The organism is Acinetobacter sp. M5A5_2a, from assembly GCF_053345265.1.
The window spans coordinates 436,139-458,536 of sequence record NZ_JBKEZV010000003.1 but is presented as its reverse complement, the minus strand read 5'-3'; the positions used below and the strand labels follow the sequence as shown (position 1 = coordinate 458,536).

At 38.2% G+C, this 22,398-nt stretch carries 26 protein-coding genes; 9 read left to right on the top strand and 17 right to left on the bottom strand.

The genetic code is table 11. The annotated features are described in order from the left end of the window. Positions 1-31 precede the first annotated feature (31 nt). Positions 32-247 (top strand): 30S ribosomal protein S21, encoded by a 216-nt coding sequence (rpsU, locus tag ACLBWE_RS06710; protein WP_001136722.1) that lies wholly within the window; start codon positions 32-34, stop codon positions 245-247. Between the two features lie 25 nt (positions 248-272). Next, entirely contained in the window at positions 273-719 is a 447-nt protein-coding gene (locus ACLBWE_RS06705; protein ID WP_003650763.1) for a GatB/YqeY domain-containing protein, read from the top strand. Positions 720-809: 90 nt separating this feature from the next. Here the strand turns inward: ACLBWE_RS06705 and ACLBWE_RS06700 are convergent, their stop codons facing one another. The 12 genes from ACLBWE_RS06700 to ACLBWE_RS06645 all read right to left on the bottom strand — a co-directional run bounded on the left by ACLBWE_RS06700 (position 810) and on the right by ACLBWE_RS06645 (position 13,165). Continuing rightward, complete coding sequence (locus tag ACLBWE_RS06700) at positions 810-2,237, bottom strand: M48 family metalloprotease (protein ID WP_080632212.1); 1,428 nt, start codon at positions 2,235-2,237, stop codon at positions 810-812. 142 nt (positions 2,238-2,379) lie between these two features. Next, positions 2,380-3,345 carry a 2-hydroxyacid dehydrogenase gene (locus ACLBWE_RS06695; protein ID WP_447601878.1) on the bottom strand — a complete coding sequence of 322 codons (966 nt, stop codon included), beginning with the start codon at positions 3,343-3,345 and terminating at the stop codon, positions 2,380-2,382. A gap of 11 nt (positions 3,346-3,356) precedes the next feature. Further along, a complete protein-coding gene (locus ACLBWE_RS06690; protein WP_447601876.1) occupies positions 3,357-4,004 on the bottom strand; it encodes a hypothetical protein in 648 nt (215 codons plus the stop codon). Positions 4,005-4,104: 100 nt separating this feature from the next. After that, the gene (locus tag ACLBWE_RS06685) at positions 4,105-5,994 is read right to left on the bottom strand and encodes a M48 family metalloprotease (RefSeq protein ID WP_447601874.1); all 1,890 of its coding nucleotides are present in this window, start codon (positions 5,992-5,994) and stop codon (positions 4,105-4,107) included. 78 nt (positions 5,995-6,072) lie between these two features. After that, on the bottom strand, positions 6,073-7,614 hold the full coding sequence (purF, locus tag ACLBWE_RS06680; protein ID WP_003650754.1) for an amidophosphoribosyltransferase: 1,542 nt from the start codon (positions 7,612-7,614) through the stop codon (positions 6,073-6,075). Positions 7,615-7,639: 25 nt separating this feature from the next. Continuing rightward, positions 7,640-8,227: a CvpA family protein gene (locus ACLBWE_RS06675; protein ID WP_045430238.1), complete on the bottom strand. Its 588-nt coding sequence runs from the start codon at positions 8,225-8,227 to the stop codon at positions 7,640-7,642. A gap of 6 nt (positions 8,228-8,233) precedes the next feature. Continuing rightward, positions 8,234-9,238 carry a quinone-dependent dihydroorotate dehydrogenase gene (locus ACLBWE_RS06670; RefSeq protein ID WP_447601872.1) on the bottom strand — a complete coding sequence of 335 codons (1,005 nt, stop codon included), beginning with the start codon at positions 9,236-9,238 and terminating at the stop codon, positions 8,234-8,236. Positions 9,239-9,327: 89 nt separating this feature from the next. Beyond that, positions 9,328-9,807 carry a type II secretion system protein GspM gene (gene gspM / locus ACLBWE_RS06665; protein WP_309949260.1) on the bottom strand — a complete coding sequence of 160 codons (480 nt, stop codon included), beginning with the start codon at positions 9,805-9,807 and terminating at the stop codon, positions 9,328-9,330. Then, entirely contained in the window at positions 9,807-10,946 is a 1,140-nt protein-coding gene (gene gspL, locus ACLBWE_RS06660; RefSeq protein ID WP_348948205.1) for a type II secretion system protein GspL, read from the bottom strand. The genes gspM and gspL overlap by 1 nt, the downstream gene beginning before the upstream one ends. 23 nt (positions 10,947-10,969) lie before the next feature. Continuing rightward, a complete protein-coding gene (locus tag ACLBWE_RS06655; protein WP_003650745.1) occupies positions 10,970-11,425 on the bottom strand; it encodes a SixA phosphatase family protein in 456 nt (151 codons plus the stop codon). A 56-nt stretch (positions 11,426-11,481) separates the two neighbouring features. Continuing rightward, positions 11,482-12,555, bottom strand: coding sequence for an NAD(P)H-dependent glycerol-3-phosphate dehydrogenase (locus ACLBWE_RS06650; protein WP_133972567.1), 1,074 nt, complete (start codon positions 12,553-12,555; stop codon positions 11,482-11,484). Positions 12,556-12,589: 34 nt separating this feature from the next. Then, positions 12,590-13,165, bottom strand: coding sequence for a nitroreductase family protein (locus ACLBWE_RS06645; RefSeq protein ID WP_017388001.1), 576 nt, complete (start codon positions 13,163-13,165; stop codon positions 12,590-12,592). 209 nt (positions 13,166-13,374) lie between these two features. On the opposite strand from ACLBWE_RS06645, the gene ACLBWE_RS06640 reads away from it, so the two are divergent. Next, a complete protein-coding gene (locus ACLBWE_RS06640; RefSeq protein WP_447601868.1) occupies positions 13,375-13,755 on the top strand; it encodes a hypothetical protein in 381 nt (126 codons plus the stop codon). Positions 13,756-13,793: 38 nt separating this feature from the next. Here ACLBWE_RS06640 and rhlB read toward each other — a convergent pair whose 3' ends face one another. Further along, positions 13,794-14,945: an ATP-dependent RNA helicase RhlB gene (rhlB, locus tag ACLBWE_RS06635; protein ID WP_003650737.1), complete on the bottom strand. Its 1,152-nt coding sequence runs from the start codon at positions 14,943-14,945 to the stop codon at positions 13,794-13,796. Between the two features lie 102 nt (positions 14,946-15,047). Further along, positions 15,048-15,260 carry a cold-shock protein gene (locus ACLBWE_RS06630; protein WP_000126912.1) on the bottom strand — a complete coding sequence of 71 codons (213 nt, stop codon included), beginning with the start codon at positions 15,258-15,260 and terminating at the stop codon, positions 15,048-15,050. A gap of 375 nt (positions 15,261-15,635) precedes the next feature. On the opposite strand from ACLBWE_RS06630, the gene ACLBWE_RS06625 reads away from it, so the two are divergent. The 5 genes from ACLBWE_RS06625 to ACLBWE_RS06605 all read left to right on the top strand — a co-directional run bounded on the left by ACLBWE_RS06625 (position 15,636) and on the right by ACLBWE_RS06605 (position 18,367). After that, positions 15,636-15,881, top strand: a complete 246-nt coding sequence (locus ACLBWE_RS06625) for a sulfurtransferase TusA family protein (RefSeq protein WP_004643450.1) — start codon at positions 15,636-15,638, stop codon at positions 15,879-15,881. Between the two features lie 133 nt (positions 15,882-16,014). After that, positions 16,015-16,881, top strand: coding sequence for an RNA polymerase sigma factor RpoH (gene rpoH, locus ACLBWE_RS06620; protein WP_003650733.1), 867 nt, complete (start codon positions 16,015-16,017; stop codon positions 16,879-16,881). 110 nt (positions 16,882-16,991) lie between these two features. Further along, a complete protein-coding gene (locus ACLBWE_RS06615) occupies positions 16,992-17,357 on the top strand; it encodes a DUF423 domain-containing protein (protein ID WP_004643452.1) in 366 nt (121 codons plus the stop codon). Positions 17,358-17,370: 13 nt separating this feature from the next. Next, positions 17,371-17,568, top strand: coding sequence for a sulfur carrier protein ThiS (gene thiS / locus ACLBWE_RS06610; protein WP_003650729.1), 198 nt, complete (start codon positions 17,371-17,373; stop codon positions 17,566-17,568). 13 nt (positions 17,569-17,581) lie between these two features. Further along, a complete protein-coding gene (locus ACLBWE_RS06605; RefSeq protein WP_005039404.1) occupies positions 17,582-18,367 on the top strand; it encodes a thiazole synthase in 786 nt (261 codons plus the stop codon). A gap of 129 nt (positions 18,368-18,496) precedes the next feature. Here ACLBWE_RS06605 and ACLBWE_RS06600 read toward each other — a convergent pair whose 3' ends face one another. Together ACLBWE_RS06600 and yaaA are read right to left on the bottom strand one after the other, a co-directional pair. Beyond that, a complete protein-coding gene (locus tag ACLBWE_RS06600) occupies positions 18,497-19,126 on the bottom strand; it encodes an HD domain-containing protein (RefSeq protein WP_447601861.1) in 630 nt (209 codons plus the stop codon). 19 nt (positions 19,127-19,145) lie between these two features. Then, a complete protein-coding gene (gene yaaA / locus ACLBWE_RS06595) occupies positions 19,146-19,919 on the bottom strand; it encodes a peroxide stress protein YaaA (protein ID WP_447601859.1) in 774 nt (257 codons plus the stop codon). A gap of 125 nt (positions 19,920-20,044) precedes the next feature. Here yaaA and ACLBWE_RS06590 point away from each other — a divergent pair, with 125 nt between their 5' ends. Then, entirely contained in the window at positions 20,045-20,677 is a 633-nt protein-coding gene (locus tag ACLBWE_RS06590; protein ID WP_004643457.1) for an alpha/beta hydrolase, read from the top strand. A gap of 60 nt (positions 20,678-20,737) precedes the next feature. On the opposite strand, the gene rtcR is transcribed toward ACLBWE_RS06590, so the two are convergent. Beyond that, positions 20,738-22,342: an RNA repair transcriptional activator RtcR gene (rtcR, locus tag ACLBWE_RS06585; RefSeq protein ID WP_447601857.1), complete on the bottom strand. Its 1,605-nt coding sequence runs from the start codon at positions 22,340-22,342 to the stop codon at positions 20,738-20,740. Positions 22,343-22,398 lie beyond the last annotated feature (56 nt).

The window sequence follows — 22,398 nt, the reverse complement described above, 5'->3', positions numbered from 1 at the left end:
TTGATCTTATCCATAATCTAGAGGATTTTACATGCCACAAGTTAAGTTGAAAGAAGGCGAACCAGTTGACGTAGCTATCCGTCGTTTCAAACGTTCATGCGAAAAAGCTGGTGTTTTAGCTGACGTTCGTAAACGCGAATTCTACGAAAAACCAACTCAAGAACGTAAGCGTAAAAAAGCTGCTGCAGTTAAACGCTACCAAAAGAAATTGGCTCGCGAATCTGTACGTACTACTCGCCTTTACTAATTAATTTGTGATTGACTGCTGAATTATGACTACTTTAAAAAACCAAATTACTGATGCATTAAAAACTTCTATGCGTGCCAAAGATATGGCAACAGTGACGGTTTTGCGTAGTCTACAAGCAGCAATTAAGCAAATCGAAGTCGATGAGCGCATAGAGCTTGGCGACGCTCAGGTTCTTGCGGTCATTGAAAAGCAAATTAAACAACGTAAAGAATCGATCAAAGCCTTTGAAGGTGCTGGTCGTGATGATTTAGCTAGTAAAGAACAAGCCGAAGCTGAGATTTTATCTCAGTTTCTACCAGAAGCTATGACTGAGGAAGAGCTTGATTCTCTCATTGAGCAAACGATTTCTGCTCAAGAAGCAACTAGCATGAAAGATATGGGTAAGGTGATGAATTCTCTACGTCCGATCATAGCCGGGCGTGCCGATCCTTCTATCGTTTCAGCAAAAATTAAAGCTAAATTAGCTTAATTTTCTCTCTTAAATTTTATATTCCTTCAAACCAAAATTCCTTTTAGTTTGTGCATATTTGCATATCTGAAAATTTTAAAAGATATATTTTTAGATTTTCATTCGTCGCTCATCTTGCATTTGTTTTAATCTACTGTCTATTCTAGCCGACATTGCTTGATTGTCTTTTGCTAATCGTTGAGCATGCAACATCGATTTAATTGCATTTTCTTCACTCCCCGACCAATATTCAGCTTCTGCTCGATAGCGCAAAACATTAACTGCTCTCAACTTTCCTGCCTTGTCCAAATTAGCAGCTTGCTGTAAAAATTGCCAACCTTGTATATCTCTTGGGTTTTTATTAATAAATCGTTGAACAAGAGTTTGAACTTGTGCAAATTTTCCTTGACGTAATAGCACTTCAGCCAATTTATAGCTAAAAGCTCTATTTTCAGGCATAGTCATTTGTGTAGAAGCAATTGAAGTATAGGCTTGATCCAGCTTGTTTTGCCCTAGATAAATATCGGTCTGCAATAGCGCAACAAGAGGTTTTCCGCTAGATTTGGCTTGATCTAAGGTAGACTGTGCCTGTGCATAATCACCTTGTTTTACGTAAAAAGCTGCCAAAGCAATAAGACCTGCAATATTTTTTTGAGAGGCCAAACTCTGTAGTTGATTTTCAGTAGCCTGATTTGAAACCACCATTGTGTACCATTTTAAAATTTCAAAATCGGCATCATATATACGATTTTTGACTTTAGGCATCTGGTTCGCACGAAGTCGAGCTTCACTCATACGCTCAGTCGTCAATGGATGAGTCAGCCAGAAATCTGGTAAAAAACTTACCCGACTCGTCGCACGGTGCATTGTTTCAAAATAGTCTGCCATACTTTGAGGGTTATAACCCGCTGCATACATATATTGCATGCCAATACGGTCTGCTTCACGTTCCTGATTTCGACTATATGTTAACTGGCTATCCATTAGTGCAGCCTGTGTTCCCAACATCACTGCTGCCCCAGCATCTCCACCGCCCTGTGCAGCGATTGCCACGCCCGCCAAAAGCCCAGCCAAACTTAATAAAGTTTGCCCCTTAAAGGCTTCCTCTGAACGACTAAAATGTCTTTGAGATACGTGTGCAATTTCATGCGCCATAACCCCAGCAATTTCATCAATATTGCGAGCTGAAGCAATAAGGCCAGTATTAAGCGCGAATAAACCACCCGGAACAGCAAATGCATTGATTTGTGGATCTTTAATTACAACTAGACCAATAGGCTGACCAAGTTGAGTCTCACTCAAAATACTTGAAAATACTTGGAAAAATTGATCTTCGAGCCAGATATCTTGGAGAACTGGCATTTGTTTATGAACTTCACGGAATACTTTTTCACCAATAAATTTTTCTTTTTGTTGATCAAGCAAGCCTATCCCACTTCCAATATTTGGAATTTCCACCTGATTCGCAGATGACCGAGGGTCGAAAGACTGTGCATACGCAGCATTTGCTATAAAAGTCGCACTTAAAATAACTGGCAAAAATCTCAAAAGTTTTTCTCTATTAAAATTAAACCATAAAAAAAGCCTACTGATGTAAACCATAAAAAATGATGTTCAATCAATAGACTTTTACTATATCACTCGAAATCGACTAGTTTTGCAATGAAGTGTTATTCATCACTTATACAAAGTTTGGGTTTACCAAATATCTAGGAGTTTTATTCTCTAGAGCATCAACCAGATTTTTATAGGCAAGATTTGCCATTTTCTTACGGGTTTCAGCAGTAGCTGAACCTACATGAGGTAAAGTGACCACGTTTGGCAGTTTAAAAAGTGCTGAATCTTGTAAAGGTTCTTTTTCATACACATCTAAACCAGCAGCAAAGATCTGATTTTGCTGCAAAGCCTCAATCAAAGCTTGCTCATCAACCACTGAACCACGTGCAATATTAATAAAAATAGCGTGTTTCTGCATAAGCTCAAATTGAGCTTTGCCCATTAAAGCTTTCGATTCGTTATTTAAATCAACTGCGGTTACTACAAAATCGGACTGCTGTAGTAATTGATCCAAACCAAGATATTGTGCGTTTAATGGCTCAGCTAATTCAGGCTTTTCACGACGATTATGGTAAACAATATTCATGTTAAATCCATAAAAACCACGTCGAGCAATTGCAGCCCCAATATTACCAAGCCCAATAATTCCCAATGTCTTTCCAAAAACATCCAAACCAAACTGCTGAGGCCCTACAGTTCTTTTCCATTCACCTTGCTTTGTCCAATGATCAAGAAAAGGAACTTTTCTAGCAGCGCTTAGTAATAATGTAAAAGCAAGATCAGCTGTTGTTTCTGTTAAAACATGAGGCGTATTTGATAACCAGATTTTTCTTTGATTTAAATAAGCCAGATCATAATTGTCATAGCCCACCGTTACAGATGAAATAATTTTTAGTTTTTGGGCTGGTGCAAGGTTATTTTCATTCAGTAACCGTCCTGCACCAATCATCCCGTCAGCATCTACAACGTGTTGTCGTATTTGTTCATTAATATCACCCAGTTTTGGGTTAAGAACTACAACATGATAATTCTGTTGTAATCGAGACAAAATTTCTTCATCAATTTGGCTAAATACTACAACTTTTTTCATGTAAATCCCTACTACTCGTTGTTATCTTGCATTAATTTCCATAACCTTTTTTTAAGGAGTGGTTTCTCCAGCATTTCTTTTAAACTTGCTAAATGAATAATATTCGCGTGTTGAATATAAGAACAGTCACCAAGACACAATATCTTTTTCTCTGCTGCGACAGCATCTAAAAAGCCTTGTATATATGAACCAGCACCCCGTTGATCTTGATAAGTCGCTAAAGGAAAAGGCCATTTTAATTCAGCATACTGCCCTATTTTTGCTTTTTGTATGTTGCTCCAAAGCTGTTTTTCTTCTTCGCTTAAATTCGTAACATCTAAAAAAATAACACATTTTTCAAGAGAAAAAGCCTGCAACTCAAATGATGCAATCTTAATTACAGGTGCTTGCACTTCATTGTGAGGTGCTATAACGGGCTGAACATCTATTGAGACTGGCGCCACAATTTCAGGTTCAACTTTTGGAATGTCGTTGATTTGTGGCTTTGTAGGCTGCTCAAGAATGACTGGTTCTACAGAAGGCAATATAATCGGTTCAGGTTCTTCAACAACATGATCTCGCCAAAGGCTTTGAGCATTATTTTTTTGGCACACCTGTGTCTTAGGAATCCATAAATCAATTCCTAAAGTTGCCAGTATATTTCTTTGCTGCCCAATCATGTTTGAATCAATACCTCTACTCAATCTACATTCTAACGGGCTTCAGTTTTTTTTTCAGTGTTTTATTTCGTTCAGCTGTTTTTATAATCATAGATGTCTTTTAAATAATCATAACACTATTTCTTTTTTGCATTTGCTCAACAATTTCTTCTGTCTCAAAGCCGAAACGCCAATAAAGCAATTCAAGTACGTCCAACTCATCTTGAGTGATAATGCGGTCGCTCCACAAGCACATTTCCGCAATCGCTAAAATACTCAGACGGTCACGTAACAATAAACCCGCAATATCATTTAAAATTTCAGCAAGATCTAAAGGCTCATCCGAAATTTCATCATAAATATTCATTTCATCAGGATTGAGCAAAGAACGTAAAATACGATCACGGACTTCTAACTGATTTGGGCTGTTAATTTGTTGAACATGAAGTAAAGCGTCAACCAAGCGAACAATTTGGGGTTTTACTTCTTCAAATGCAGTTGGTAAATGCAGCGGCATCAAATTCAGTTCATATTTAACCCGTTCTAACAAAAGTGCATCCAGCAACCCAATCTCGCCATCTTCTTGAATAATGAGCGCTAGTTTTGTGAGAAATTGCCGCGCAATGCTTGCCGGCATATGTCCAATGTTTTTACAGGCATCATGGAATATCTGAATATGAATACGACCATCCAGATTTAATAAGGCATCAATAATGGCATGGCTAACTGGCGCATCTTTAGGGATGAATTCTCGATATTGACGAATCATCAAAATAGCCACCATTACTTCACGTGACCCTGTAGCCGTTTGTAGCGCACGCTGAATTAGCTCAGGGCGCTTTTTATTGCGACGCACATCACTACTAAGAGGCTTAATGGCATCATTTAGTGCAAAACTAATAGGCGACAACCTTAGTAAAGGCAAGGGCTGTGGAGATGACCACGGAATATAAATTTCTTTCTCAGATTCCTCTAAAAAATGAAATAAGCTAAATAACGGACGGTTACGTAGTTTTTTTAAATTTTCTAATTGTAAATCTTGTAGCAAAGTCGGGTTTAATTCATAAATGCGTTCACGAATACTCGGATGAATATTCATCCAGCTTTGAGGGCTAAGTGAGTTTGCAAAACACATATGTGCGATGGATTCGGAATAAGCACTATGAATTTGAGAACCCGAATGGTGAACATAAATACGCAATAAAGTCTGGGTATTCGCACTATTTTTTAATAATCGCACTGTTTTTTGGTCATTACGAAATGTGCGTCCACTCAGAGTTAAGTATTTAATAAATCGGGTAATCAATACACCAAGGCTACCCGCTAACCAAATTACACCACCCACCGCAACAAAGACGGTTTCAAACTTATGCTTATAACCTGGGCTATAACGTTTAAAACCCTGTTTCGCTAATTTACTACCCCACTGACTAAAGGTTGTTAAACCACTATATAAAATCTTTAATTTAGTGTTTTCAACTGCCTCCCCCGATAAAATCTGATTAAACTCATGGCCCAACAAGCCATATAGTTCAAGTTTATCCAGATTCTGCAAGGCTCCCCATGTCAGAATAATCACAATATCTTTAGGGTGAAAACCTGCTGTGAGTGCATTGACCCCGACTTCATCAGGTAAAACATACAAGGTTGGAACTTTTAGTGAGAAATTCTGCGCCAAATTTTCTGTAATTTTTAATGCTGCAAGTTCTTCTGGGGTACTTTCTTCTTTCACCAAACGACGTGCTTTAAGTTGTTTCGCTAAAGAATGTCCACCTTTACGCAGGATATAAAGTTCGGTAACTACAGACCAAACCATAATAAAAAGTAATAGTGCGACAAAATAAGGACTTAAAATGTGCCACCAAATGGGCTGACTATAATCAAAAAAATGAACGAGCAAACCTAAAATTAAATTTAAAATAAAAATAGTAAGCAGCACAGCAACCAAACACATAGTGATGGACCATGCCATATTCTTATTTTCGATTAGATAGTGGCTTACTTCTTTCAATGTAAATAATCCCAATTACATTGTTAGGTTTCATCATAAAAGAAAAAAGCGGGAAACACCCGCTTTTTTCAGCTATTCCTATTCTTCTTTAATGCCTGTTAGATCTACAGAAGCTGCGTCAACATTCACATCAATGTAACCATCTTTTTTCTTTTTAGCAGAATCATTACGCTTCTGCTCCAAATTATTTAGATAAGCACCATCAATATCACCTGTTACATAGATTCCATCAAATACAGAGCAATCAAACTCAGTTAGATCAGGCACTTTGCTCGTACGTACAGCATTTTTCAAGTCTTCCAATTCTTGGAAAACCAAACGATCCGCACCAATAATTTCTTGGATCTCTTCTACACTGCGTTCTGAAGCAATTAGCTCAGTTTTAGCAGGCATATCAATACCGTAAACGTTTGGATACATAACCTGAGGTGCAGCTGATGCAAAGTATACTTTTTTTGCACCAGAATCACGCGCCATCTGGATGATTTCGTTACAGGTTGTACCACGAACAATTGAGTCATCAACTAATAAAACGTTCTTGCCTTTAAATTCCAACTCAACAGGGTTTAATTTCTGACGTACAGATTTTTTACGCTGTTGCTGACCTGGCATAATGAAGGTACGACCGATATAACGGTTTTTCATAAAACCTTCACGGAACTTAACACCTAGAATATTTGCAAGTTCTAATGCTGAAGTACGGCTCGTATCTGGGATTGGAATAACCACATCAATATCATGGTCTTCACCCCAGTCACGTAAAATTTTATGAGCAAGCTTTTCACCCATTTTTAAACGGGCTTTATAAACTGAAATTCCGTCAATGATGGCATCAGGACGTGCAAAATAAACATATTCAAAAATACATGGGCGGTATTTTGGATTAGCCGCACATTGTCTTGTGAACAATTCACCATCAGCAGTGATAAAAATTGCTTCACCAGGTTCAATGTCACGCTCAATTTTAAAACCAAGCGCTGTAATAGCAACTGATTCAGAAGCGATGATGTATTCCATCTCGCCTTGTTCAGTCATACGTGAACCATAAATGAGTGGGCGGATACCGTTTGGATCGCGGAAACCAACTAAACCATGACCGGTAATCATCGCCACTACGCCATATGCACCTAGACAGCGCTCGTGTACACGAGTAACTGTATGGAAAATATCATCTGGTGTAGGGTTTAAAGTACCGTTCTTCTGCAACTCATGCGCGAATACGTTCAAAAGAACTTCTGAGTCCGAATCTGTATTCATATGACGTAAATCTGTTTTAAACAGGTCATCATGAATGTCTTCAGCATTGGTTAAATTACCATTATGTGCAAGCGTAATACCGTAAGGTGAGTTCACATAAAATGGTTGTGCTTCAGCACTGCTAGCAGAACCAGCAGTTGGGTAACGTACATGGCCAATACCATAATTACCAAGTAATGCTCTCATATGACGAGTATGAAAAACATCACGCACCATACCGTTATCCTTACGAAGGAAAAGACGGCCTTCATGGCAGGTTACTATTCCAGCTGCATCTTGCCCACGATGTTGCAACATCGTTAAAGCATCAAACAACATTTGGTTCACTGGCGATTTACCGGCTATACCAACAACTCCACACATAGCAACCTCGCAGACAAGCTAGGAATTAATAAAAAGGATTCTTTGTCGAATGGTCGGATCGGTTTTCTAAATCTTCCGATTCGTCCATTGGTTTTGAAGGGGTGCTTGATGCACTACCTCCAGATGTTATTTGATGAAGTGCCTCACTTGCTGCATCTTTAGACAATTCGGTAGCTAAAGGCGCATAAGGCAATAAAAATTGTATAAGTTTGGACTGTTTCCAGTGTGGTGAACTTTCAACCCAAGGCCCTACACCCTGCATTGTAATCAACACAACCAACAAGCCTTTTAAAGAACCAAAAGCACCACCCGCTAAACGATTTAATGGCCCCAATTTCAGACTTTTCAAGAGGCCATTTAAAAATGCAGTGACGATCCATGTTAAAACAATGATCATAAGTGCGATAAATGCGAAAGCTGCAATTTTTTGAACAACCGGATCATGACTTAAACCTGACATGGACGGCGCAAGAAGGACAGCATATTTTGCACCCATAATTAATGCAATGATCCATCCTACCAAGTTCGCAAAGGCTTTGATAAATCCTTGTCGCAAACCGTTTAGCCCCCCAATGAGCAAAAGTATCAGAATGATGATATCAATTGTGTTCATATTCACTTAAGTCATGGCTGCAACACATTGTTTTACTAATATAGGACCGGTATAAATCAATCCGCTATAGATCTGTACTAGTGTTGCTCCAGCTTGCTGTTTGGCTACTGCTTGTTCGCCCGACAAAACTCCACCCACGCCAATTAACGGGATTTGTCCTTTTAACGTTTGGGCAAATAAACGTAAGCATTCGGTACTTTTTTCAAAAACAGGCGCACCTGATAAGCCACCCGACTCATTACCATAAGGAAGATTTTCTACACCCTCTCTAGATAAAGTCGTATTGGTAACGATTAAACCATCAATTTTAAATTGCAATAATTGCGCTGCAATAAACTCAACATCTTCTGCTGTTAAATCAGGCGCAACTTTTAAAACCAAAGGAACATAATGGTTATATTGCTCGGCAAGCTCAAGTTGTCTTTCTTTTAAGGTTTGCAATAATTCAGTTAATGCATCACCACTTTGTAAACTTCTTAAGTTCTTAGTATTTGGAGATGAGATATTAACGGTAATATAAGAAGCGTAATTATAAACTTTCTCAAGGCAAATCAGGTAATCATCAACAGCCTTTTCTACAGGCGTATCTGCATTCTTACCAATATTGATACCTAGAATTCCTTTAAATTTTGAAGCTTTGACATTCTCAACAAGTTTATCAACACCATCATTATTAAAACCCATGCGGTTAATAATGGCTTTCGCTTCAGGAATACGGAACAATCGTGGTTGTGGATTACCCGACTGAGGACGAGGTGTAATTGTTCCAATTTCAATAAAACCGAAACCCAGTCCGGCTAAAGAATCAATATGTGCACCATTCTTATCAAGTCCAGCCGCTAAACCTACCGGATTTGGAAATTCAATTCCCATACAGGTTGTTGGTTTTGATTCTACGCTTTGGCGTAGCAGGCCGAACTTATGTGCTTTATCAAGCATAGATAATGTTAATTCATGGGCACGCTCTGGTGCTAAACTAAACAACATCGGGCGAGCAAGTGAATATAACATACCAATCACAGTCTACTGATTTTAGGTAGGCATATTATAGGCACAGGTAGCACAAAACACCATGCTTAAGAACACCATATTTTAATATGTTATTGAACCGTCGCTGTTAATTTAATCTGTCCATCACTTGAAACCATTTCCATTTTTTCAATACTTAAGCCCATTTGCGCAAGTTGGGTTAAAAAGTTCGCTAAAATTGCATAATTCTGATGAGTAACAATAATTTGTAACTGCTCACCATTTTGTTGAGAAGTGACCGTTAAGCCTTGTTGCTGAGCTACTCGTTGTATTTTTTCCGATTGGCCTAATTCGAGTTCATTCGCTGGTTTCATGGTAACTGCATTACTCTGCATCCATACCATTAAATCTTTTAAATCATTTAACCGTTTTTGCTGTTGCTCTGCCAAGGAATGCATTTTCCAAAGTGAAGCACCCACAATGGCAACCACAACAAAAATTGTAGTAAAGACCACCATAACCCGCTCACGCACAGTCAAACGGTCTAAATATTGAATGACCTGTTCAATCCACTGGTCAAAGCGGTTTTGCAATTGAGTTATCATTTTCATTATTGTATTTTCACCACCCCAATTGCCCCACCACCATCGGCTTGAACATTACCTAGCTCAGCTTTGAATCCCTGCTGGTTAAGTTGCTGTGTTAAAGCTTGCAAATCATCTGCCGACTTTGCTTTTAATGCCATAGTTAGTGTTGATGCATCATAAGCTAACTGCTGAGCTAAAATTTGTCTTTGCATTAAAATAGGACCAACACGGCTCAATAAAGAAAGTGCTTGTGTATCGCCTTGTTTACTCATGCGTAAATGACTTTCAAATTGGCTTTTTATATTTTGCTCATTTACCCGACTTGAAGGACCAAACCAATATTTATATTGCTCGACCGTCTGTTCGGCAGTTTGATTAGCCACATTTCTTAACTTTATCCAACGCAAAAAATCATAACTAAACTGAACTACTATAATGGCTAAAACAATAGCGGCACACGCTTTCCAATAACCAGAAACCGTATGCTCTTGCCCTTTAGCTTTAGGCAGAACATTAAAAGGATGCTGTTTAGGTTTATCTAAACCCTGAAATTGATAGATAAATTCAGAATGATGCTCGGCATCTGATGCTGCCACCAAACTTTCGAGTTGCTCTGTTGTTAAACCACTATATTGATAATGAGTTTCGACTGATTGAAACTCTAAAAATAATGCTAAATCATCTAGTGAATTACCCACCCATTTACTTTCACGCACAAGTAATTTCTGGTCAATATTACATAAGACCACTTGCTGCTCTTGAGGTTCCGGTAAAATCAGAAAGTCTGGCAATAAAGCAACGAGTTTAATAGGCAGTAAAGCCATTGCATGCTGCCATGTTTCAACTGTTGTTTTTGCCACTCCCAATACGGTTAATTGATCAGCATGAAAATGATGCACCACTTTCATATGATCAATAGGCAAAGTTACAAATTCTTCAAGCAAATATTTAACACCATCTGCCCCTAGTTGCTTGTAATGAGACTTTGCCATGTGCTGCTGGAGTACCTGAGCATGGCGACTAGGGAAAAAGATGACAGCTTCTTTTCCTTGATGTAATTGCAGGTCTTGTATTAATTGATCAAGACTTGCTGCCTGCAACCAGTTTTCTCCGTTAGACCAATGCCATATTCCATTGGTTTCAGGCATCCATAAATACAGCATAATGGGCTAAATGACCTTTTTAATTATATTGTGGGTATAAAACTATTTTTTTGTGTTGATAAACCAGTTGCAATAACAGCCTGATCATAAATTCGAGCTTCGGCAAGTGCAAATGGATTAAAGTTTTCATGTGTCAGCAGTTCAGCAATATGCCCTACCACGTTCATATGACACACGACTACAATTGACTCATAAGGAACCTGAGACAACCACTCAACTGCTTCTTTCGCATTATCATCTGGTTTAATTTTATCGCATAACAGCACAGGAACATCTTTAAAATAAGCTTGAATATGCGCCAATGTCTCTTGAGCACGCAATAAAGGACTAACTACAAAAATATCAGGCTTAACAATATCTTTTAAAAATGTTGCTGTCTGCTCAGCTTGAGCATGCCCACGAGCGGTAAGTGGACGTTTAGTGTCATTACCATTCACTGGAGGAGCGGCTTCCCCATGACGAACCAATGTCAGTTGCATAAATATTCCTTGTTAATAATTCTTGCATTATAACCGTAATTTATGACATTTCTTCTTCAGACTTCATGATGAGGTAAAACAAACTCAACATCACTACGGTGTCCATTTTTCATAAGAGATAAGGCAATATTTAAAGGTGGCGCACCCTCAAAAATAACCTCATATAAGGCATTGGTAATAGGCATATATACGTCTAGTTCTTCTGCTTTACCACGCACCTGAACAATTGTATTAATTCCTTCAGCTGTTTGCCCCAACTCTTTACTCGCTTGGTCAAGTGTTTTACCTGAACCCAAAGCATAACCAATCTGATAATTACGGCTTAAAGGACTATTACAGGTTGCAAATAAATCACCAACACCAGATAAACCTAAGAACGTTAGCGGATTTGCCCCTTGTTTGACTGCAAAACGACTCATTTCGGCCAAGGCACGCGTTAAAATCATACTCTTGGTGTTTTCACCAATCTTGTAAGCAGCACCAATTCCCATTGCAACTGCATAAATATTTTTAAGTGCGCCACCTAATTCAACACCATGCACATCATCACTACCGAAAACTCGGAATAAAGCACTATGAAGAGCATGCTGCACAGCATAACGAACTAACTCAGAATCACTGGCAATAACAGTACCAGATGGCATACCTGCCATAATCTCCTTAGCGAGATTTGGTCCAGATAACACACCATAAGGAACTTCTGGCAATTCTTCACGAATAATATCGCTCATGAAGCTAAAAGTTTTAGCCTCGACGCCCTTCGTTAGAGAGACAACCGCTTGCGCAGTAATAAAAGGCGCAATTTGTTTTAATACATCACGAAATGAATGACTAGGAATTGCCACCAAAATAATATCTCGATCACACACGGCTTGTTCTAGATCAGACACAGCGCGTAATGATGACTCTAAAACAAAGTCTGGCAAATAACGTTTATTAATATGAGTTTTATTGATTTCTTCTGCTGTTTCGGCATCACGAATCCAGATCATGGTATCGCAACCATTACGTGCAGCTAAATTGGCCATAGCCGTACCAAAGCTGCCTCCACCTAAAACAGTAATACGTAATGCTGTTTTTTTATCAACCTCAACGGGTTCCACTAAATCTGTAAACTTAAATTCAGCCATGCTTTATTATCCTATTTCTTACTTTTGAGGCTCGTTAAGCCTGCCAAACCTTTACAAATTCTTTACTTTCAATCTCTGCACGCGGTGCAATCGCTTTAGCTGCTGTGCCCACATAAATAATACCTGAAATTAAATCATGTGGTTGCAATCCTAAATGCTGTTTTAACCAATTTGATTCAACAACCGCGCCACTACGCCACATGGTGGAAAAACCTTGAACTTGTAAAGACAATAAAAGGTTTTGTACGGCAGCCCCAGTACTCAAAATCTGTTCAAAATGCGGAACCTTAGGATGATCTTGCAATTGCGTAAGCGCTAAAATGAGTAAAGGCGCGCGGAAAGGATGTTGCTTAACTCGTTCAAGTTGCGCTGAGTCAGTTTCACCCAAATCAGCCAGTGCTTTTGCTAAAACCTCACCAAATGCAGCACGTTGTTCAGCCTCGATAACAACAAAACGTGTTGGTTTAAGTCTATGATGATCAGGAGCAGTTAAAGCAGCTTGAAAAGCCAACTCTAATTGATCTGCATTTGGTGCAGGCTCAATCAATTGGCCAATAGATTGACGTTGGTGAATATTCTGATGAATTATGTGTGTTGCTGAATCCGTCATTAATATTGATCTAACTCAAAAAATTCAAAATAGATTAGCATAATCTACAGATAATCCACCATTGTATCTAGAACATAAAAACAACGAGCTCATGCTTTGACATATTTTTAAGACAAAACATCAAAACTAATACAACGTCTTCAAAGTCAATTAGAAAACTTGTGTTCAAATAGTGAGATCTTTTGACGATTAACGATATTAGGTGAAACATGAAAAAAATAATTTTAGCGAGTGCGTTGAGCAGTGTTGTTTTATTACTAGGAGCTTGTGCCACTACCCCTAAAAACACCTTGGCGGTTCAAAAAGAAAATAATCAATTTGAAGTCACAGGCATTGGTAAAACAAATCTAATTGCAAAAAATAATGCGATTATTGCCGCTCAAAAAACTTGTTCAAAAAATACTACGCCCGTTGTTGTAGATGAAAAAACAACATACAACGGTGTATTAAAAGATGTAGTAAGCGAGAAAACAGGCCAAATGGTTGAAGCAGCAGCTGGTGTGATTGGTACATTAACTGGTAAAAATGCATCTCTAGCAAAAGATGATGATTATCAAACAACACTTACTTTCTATTGCAAAATTAATTAATCAAAAAAAATCCCAATCAAATGATTGGGATTTTTCTATTAGCAATAACCCTCTATACGGGTTAATGGCAATTTCTTACCAATTGCTTTTTCAATTTCCGGCAAGTAAAAAGCATCATCTTCTGAAAGAAAACTAATACTTACACCTTGTGACCCAGCACGGCCTGTACGACCAATACGGTGTACATAGTCGTCTGACTGCTCAGGTAAGGTATAGTTAACCACATGAGATACGCCATCAACATGAATACCACGGCCAGCAACATCAGTTGCGATCATGATGTTATTTTTACCCTGCTTAAACTGGTCTAACATTTTTAAACGTTTATCTTGAGCAATTTCACCTGAAAGCATCCCGACCCGATACCCATCTCTCTTTAAATGATCATAAAGACGGCGTACTTGATCACGTCGATTAGCAAAAATCATGACTTTATCGATAGGCTCTTCACGTAAAATATCTTGTAGCAAACGATATTTATCTTGTTTAGCTACTACATAAACACGTTGCTCAACATCGTTATTGGTTTTTTGCTCAGGCTCAATTTCAACAGTGATTGGCTCAAACAACCATTGTCTGGCCAAATTAAGCACGTCATAACTAAAAGTAGCCGAGAACATGAGGGTTTGACGTTCTTCCTTACGCGGGGAATAACGCACGATACGTTTTACAGACGGAATAAAACCCATGTCCAATAAGCGGTCTGCTTCATCAATGACTAGGAATTCAATTTGATCGAGCCAAACTTCTTTTTGTTCTACAAAATCAATTAGACGCCCAGGCGTGGCAACCATGATATCGACAAAATTAGCATCTAGCTGTTTCTTTTGCTTATCAAAATCTACACCACCTAATAGTGTCACGACGTGTAAATCTGAAAATTTTGTGAGTAACTTCGCATCGCTTTCAATTTGCAATGCCAATTCACGAGTAGGCGCCAAAATCAAGGCACGTGGCTCACCACGAAAGCGCTGCTCTTGAATCGGGTTATGTAACAAGTCATTAATTACACTAATAAGGAAAGCAGCAGTTTTACCTGTTCCTGTTTGTGCTCTACCAATTGCATCATGCCCGCCCAACGTATATTTTAAAACCTTTTGCTGAATCGGGGTCATTTGCTTAAACCCTAAAGCATCAATCGCCTTTTTAAGTTGCGGATGTAAATTCAAGGTTTCAAAACCAGATGTCATAAATACGTGCTCTAACAAACAATCTCTCTAATGAGAAGATCATTATAAACAAAAACGCCCCAATTCAAAAATTGGAGCGTCCGTGATTCATCAAAAGATGAATTAGTCTAAAGGCTGAACGTTCTCAGCTTGAAAACCTTTTTGACCTTGTACTACACTAAATTCTACGCGTTGGCCGTCACGTAAAGAACGGTGACCGTCACCAACGATTGCACGGAAATGAACGAATACGTCGTCACCGCCGTTACGTTGAATAAAGCCAAAACCTTTAGTGTCGTTAAACCACTTTACTACGCCTTGTTCGCGAGCTGTCATAAGTCAATCCTCAGATGTTGAAAAAAGGACCTTCCGGTGTTGCAAACAGCAGAGCAAACAAGTTTTTAAAATATTTATAATCTTAAAGCTTGTAATCATTCTGTGAAACTATCAACAATTTCCGGTTACATCCATTTGTTATAGGATTTTTAAACCAATTTAAGTGTGTGGTAAATCCTAAAACGGTTCGAGCTTACCACGGGTTTATGACAATTAATAGAATTTTTTTCAAATATTCCCCCTATTTTTAGTCCTTTTTTTAAACAGCTTATTACAATATTTTTTATAGGTAATTGCTTGTTTCTTCTTTTATAAAATGTGCGGCGTTTATAAAAAAATTTGTTAGAATAATCTTTTTAGTTGTTTTGATGATGAATGACCAACACTTCTTCTACTACAGCACTTATTGAAATTAATGCCTTGGGCCAACCTTGTCCGATGCCTTTATTAATGCTTAAACGCGAACTCAAAAAAGTATCGGGTAAACAGCTATTTTTATTAAAATCTTCTGACCCCCATAGTGAAATAGATGTAACTCGTTACTGTGGTTTGCATCATTTTATGTGTCAAACCACACATATCTCCGAAAGAGAATTTCACTATTTAATTGAAACTCAATAATTCTTTGATAAACTAAAAGATTAGAAATTGCATAAAATTTTACATTTCTCTACCCAATTTTCCTTAATTATGAAGCTGATTCAAACTAAGATGAATTTATTGGTTATCCCATCCGATCCTATAAGGAGAAATCATGAGTGACAGCAGCAATCAATTGATGCCCCTGTCATTGTCTGCGCCCGGTGTAAACCTTGGTGCATATATCAGTACTGTCAATCAGATTCCTATTTTAACGGCCGAGCAAGAAAAAGAACTTGCTGAACGTTATTATTATGACCAAGATCTTGATGCCGCAAAAATGCTGGTAATGTCGCATTTACGTTTCGTCGTTCACATTGCGCGCAGCTATGCAGGTTATGGCCTACCACAAGGCGACCTTATTCAAGAAGGTAATTTAGGCTTAATGAAAGCCGTGAAGCGTTTCGACCCAAATATGGGCGTGCGTCTTGTATCTTTTGCCGTCCACTGGATTAAGGCAGAAATTCACGAATACGTTATCCGTAACTGGCGTATTGTCAAAATTGCAACGACCAAAGCACAGCGTAAATTATTTTTTAATTTACGTAGTTTAAAAAAATCGAGTAAAAAATTAACGCTCGAAGAAGCTCAATCGATTGCGAATGATTTAAATGTAACTGCAGAACAAGTTCTGGAGATGGAAGGTCGTTTAACCGCTTATGATGCTGCTTTCGAAGCTCAAGGCGACGACGATGATGACACCCCACATACTGCACCGGCATTGTATCTTGAAGATAATCGCTATGATCCAGCCCGTTTAGTCGAAAATGAGGACTGGGAAGAGCAAAGTACATCTGCCCTACATAATGCAATGGATCAGTTAGATGACCGTTCGCGTAATATTTTACAACGTCGTTGGTTAGATGATGACAAATCTACTCTCCACGAGTTAGCGGCCGAATATAATGTATCAGCAGAACGTATTCGTCAGCTTGAAAAGAATGCAATGGAAAAAATTAAAATTGCCATGTCTGCAAGCTAAAATAAGTTTAAAAATAAAAGGGCGATTAGCCCTTTTGTTTTATCTGGCTATGTTTAGCCAACCCAATCTATGATAACGTTGCCCTTCATTATTCATTTGCGTTTTTTGTTATGTGGATTGCCATTTCAGCCCTTAATCTTGCCTTTGCAGTCATGTTGGGTGCTTTTGGAGCACATGGTCTTAAAGCTCATGCGAGTCCTGAGCAACTTGTTTGGTGGCATACTGCAACCGACTACTTTTTCTACCATGCTTTAGGTCTCTTAGCACTTGGTATTTTAAGCAAAGTTATCCTTACGTTCCCCATTAAATTGCCATTCATATTGATTCAGATTGGTATTTTATTCTTCTGTGGTTCACTCTATATCATGGCGCTTGGATTACCGAGAATTTTAGGGGCAATTACCCCAATTGGTGGAGCATTTATGATAGCTGGATGGCTCGTTTTGGCTTGGAATGCCCTCAAATACGCAAAATAATTGGAATGTGATCATGCAAATTTATTTAAATGGCGAATTAACGGACACGCCTTGTCAAAACCTAATGCAGCTCATTCAGGCTTTGGCACTTGAAGGAAAAAGATTTGCGGTCGAATACAACCAGCAAATTATTCCAAAAAGCAAATTAGAGCAGATTTCTATCGCTCAACATGACCGTATCGAAATTATTCACGCTGTTGGCGGCGGCTAAGTCGGAGTTATCCATGCAAGACACCCCTCTCATTATTGGTTCACGTTCTTTTCAATCTCGTTTATTGGTAGGAACTGGCAAATATAAAGACTTAAATGAAACAGATTTAGCCATTCAAGCGAGTGGTGCAGAAATCGTTACTGTTGCAATCCGCCGTGTGAATATTGGACAACATCCAGATCAGCCAAATTTACTCTCTGTCATTCCGCCAGAAAAGTATACAATTTTGCCAAATACCGCAGGTTGTTTTGATGCTGACAGCGCAGTTCGTACTTGTATGTTAGCGCGTGAACTTCTAGACGGTCACAACTTGGTAAAACTTGAAGTTTTGGGTGACGAAAAGACCTTATATCCAAATGTAACCGAAACTTTAAAAGCAGCTCGAACTTTGATTGATGATGGTTTTGAGATTATGGTTTACACCTCTGATGACCCGATCATTGCTCAAGAACTTGAAAGTATGGGTTGTGTTGCAATTATGCCTTTAGGCAGTCTTATTGGTTCAGGTTTAGGTATTTTAAACCCACATACTATTTCAATTATTAAAGAAAATGCAAAAGTGCCAGTTTTGGTAGATGCAGGCGTTGGTACAGCAAGTGATGCCGCAATTGCTATGGAACTCGGTTGTGACGGCGTATTAATGAATACTGCGATTGCTGCGGCTCAAAACCCTATTTTAATGGCTTCTGCAATGAAAAAAGCTGTTGAAGCTGGGCGTGAAGCATTTTTAGCTGGTCGCATGCCACGTAAACGTATGGCAAATGCAAGCTCACCAGAAACAGGTTATTTCTTTAAATAATTTATTTCTAAGGAATCACTGATTTTTCAGTGGTTCCTCTCTCCCTCATATAACCATTTTTAATTTTCTAAAAGTTTTAAAATCTATATCGCTTTATTCAAATCAACAGATCTAAATTCTTATATTTACTTAGGCTATGCCTAATATCCTCTGTAAATTTTGCTTTGCTCTTAACTCAAAATTCTGTTGAAAATAAGTTGTCTGATAAAGTGGGTCTGACTGATAAAAATGCACTAGAACTTCTTTTCTTTTGATTGAATATACTTCTGGATCGACCCAAGCATATTCCTGCTGAATTTGCTGTTCATATTGCATAAAACGTTCTGGAGTTGCTGCCAAAATAGCTAAATCGATATCCAATAAAAATTGTAAATCTAACTCATCAGTCGGTATATGCTTTTGCGTGGCAAGAATCCACTGCTTTATTTTCTGAACGGTATTTACTGGTAAATCTTGAGCCATACATTGCTCAAAAAGCTCAGCACTTTTAAGCTCATTATCTTTAGCTTGTGGGTTATAGATCGCATCGTGGAACCAAAGTGCCAATGCAACCGCATAGGCATCATTCAAATCAGATCGAACTGATTCGAGTAAAGCTAAGCATTCATATAAATGTTGAACAGTATGATAGGCCCGCTGCTTTTCACTATAAGCAGCGATGAGTATATTTAAGATTTTTTGTGGCTCAGAAAAATGATAATGCTGATGCAGCTCAAACCAAACATGTTCCAGTTTTAATAAGTAAAGCTGCATCATCATATATTAACCACGCTCAGGACTATTGCTCATCGCGTTTAAATACTAGCTCTTTTGCTGATGAGTTTTCAGCATCAAAGTAGTATCCATCGGTGTTGAACGCTTTAATATCTTCAGCTTTATTTAATTGGTTTTCAATCATAAAACGAGCCATTAAACCGCGTGCTTTTTTCGCATAGAAACTAATGACTTTATATTTGCCATTCTTCTGGTCAAGAAAAACAGGCTTCACAATTTCAGCCTTAATTTTCTTCTCGTTGACCGATTTGTAATACTCATCTGAAGCAAGATTTACGAGTAATTCAGATTTAATTGCCGCCAAGTCTTCATTAATCTGGTTCGTGATAATTTCACCCCAGAACTCATACAAATTATGACCACGTAAATTTTTTAATTTAGTGCCCATCTCAAGACGATAAGGCATCATTAAATCTAAAGGACGTAATAAACCATATAAGCCAGATAGCATACGTAAATGCTGCTGTGCAAAATCAATATCTTTATCTTTTAAATTATAGGCATCCAAACCTGTATACACATCACCTTTAAACGCATAAATCGCCTGACGAGCATTTGAAAAATCAAATTCAGGCTTCCAATCTCTAAATCGGTCTGCATTTAGTGTGGCAATTTTTTCACTGACACTCATTAAATTGGCAATGTCGGAAGCAGAGAGTTTTCGGCAAACCTCAATTAATTGTGCTGAGTGTTCTAACAACCGAGGCTGAGTAAACTCATCTGTAGGTAACGCTGTTTCATAATCCAAAGTTTTTGCAGGAGAAATTAAAGCAAGCATAGACAACCTGAAAAAATTATTCTTAATCCCAACTATAACAGTAGATATTTTTTAATGCTAACTCGTGTTTTCAATGACGACTATCGGTAAAATAGCATCACGTATTGTTATTTAGCGGTTCTTATATGTCTGAGCAAACTTTCATCCAGGGTCCAGTAGGTAAAATTGAACTTTTCGTTGACCGCCCTGAAGGTGAAATCAAAGGCTTTGCGGTTGTTTGCCATCCGCATCCATTGCAAGGTGGAACCCCTCAACATAAAGTCCCTGCCCTTTTAACCCAAATCTTTAATGAATATGGCTGTATTGTTTATCGCCCTAGTTTCCGTGGCTTAGGCGGCAGTGAAGGTATTCATGATGAAGGTCATGGCGAAACCGAAGATATTTTAGCCGTAATTGAACATGTTCGTAAGCTACATGAAGGCTTGCCATTTTATGCAGGCGGCTTTAGCTTCGGCTCACATGTTTTGGCAAAATGCTTTGCACAGCTTAATCCTGAATTACGACCTGTACAGTTAATTTTGTGTGGTTTACCAACGGCTACCGTAGTGGGTTTGCGCCACTATAAAACTCCAGAAATTCAAGGTGATATTCTACTCATTCATGGTGAGCAAGATGATATTACCTTGCTTTCAGATGCAATTGCATGGGCAAAACCTCAAAAGCACCCAATTACGATTTTACCTGGCGCTAACCACTTCTTTACAGGCTATTTAAAACAGCTTCGCCAAATCATTACACGCTTTATTATTATGAAATAAACAATAGTTTGATGGACATAGATTGAGTCTATGTCCATCATTTCATAAGCCCTGTAACTACTAAAAATTATTCCAACTTAATCCAAAACGGGCCAAATATTTTTTCACTCGATCACTATCGTTCGTTGTATTACGTTGTTGACGAGACACTGAAAAGAGTTGTCTTCCCACCTCTGCCATTGATTTTGAATTTTCACAAACTTTAAGTACCCCACGTAATTGAATCTGGTCAAATTCATCTATTTGCTCTAGTTGTTCAGAACTCAAATAGTTCAATAGAATGTCTGCATCTCTATTTCCATCATTGCAAGATGCGGTCTGAATAAGCCAAAGTTGCTTTAACCGTTGAATTTCTTTTTCTACAGTTTCACGGCGAATTAACTCACCTTGCGATAAAGTTGCTAAACGAGTCACGCTTGCGGCTAAATCTCTAAAATTTCCTTGCCATGATGCATCTGCTGATTTAGCAAATTTTAAATACATTTCTAAAGCATCACGTTGAAAACGTAATTGTCTTTGATGAATTGCTGCAAAACGTTGTAGCTCAAATTCAATGTTAGGAGCAATATCTTCTATACGGTCTTTTAAATTTGGTAAAAAGAATGTCCATGTATTCAAACGGGCCCATAAATCTTCACGAAAACGACCTGCCTGAACTTCATTACGTAAATCACGGTTAGTACCCGCAATCAGCTGAAAATCTGCCTGAATTTCCTTATCACTTCCAACTGGAAAGAAGCTTTTGTCTTCAAGCGCTTTAAGAAGCATTGCTTGTTCATCAAGCCCTAACTCACCAATTTCATCTAAAAACAAAATGCCTTGGTCAGCACTTTTTAGTAGACCAGCACGAGAAGCTGCTGCTCCTGTGAATGCACCTTTTATATGACCAAATAAAGTGGACATGGCACTATCACCGCGTAAAGTCGCACAGTTAACATCAATAAAACGACCGCTTAATTGAAATTTATCTTTCTTTAACTGAAAAATCTGTTTTGCCAAATGAGACTTACCAACACCTGTTGCACCCATAATTAAAATAGGCGCACTAGAGCGGGTTGCAACTAATTCAACCTCCTCAATAAGCTGATTAAACGCTTTATTATGAGTAGAAATATTTTCTTTAAGTTGTTGCCAATTTTGCTTTAGTTCATCATCGAATCGCTGTTTTAAAACATCGTATCGAGATAAATCCAGATCAATAATTCTATATTCACCTTCTGGGGTCTTTTGTTGATTAGGTGAACTCTGAATAAGTTGAGCTGGCAAATAATGTGCATCGACTAATAAATACCAACAAATTTGGGCAACATGTGTTCCCGTAGTGATATGCAATAAATAGTTATTTTTTTCGACATCAAACGGATATGTTTTTACAAAATCATAAAGTGCCCCATATACCTCTGCAAAATCCCAAGGATCTTTAATACTGACTTTATGTCCAGAAATCTGTGTTTGTGGAGAAATTTCTTTCGCGTCTGCTGCTATAGATTTAACTAAATTATGATGTTGCCGATCATGTAACAACACCAATTCATCTACAAGCAAATCTTCATGCATTAACAGGCTAATTGTAGGACGCCAACGCTGCCAGCGATCTGGCCTTCTTCCCTGATCAAGTGTAGAACCGACAAAGCCAATAACGACTGTTTTCTTTGCATCCGCCATAATTTCTATAAAATTTTATAAGTGTCTATAATATACAATACGCATTTGACCAAAAA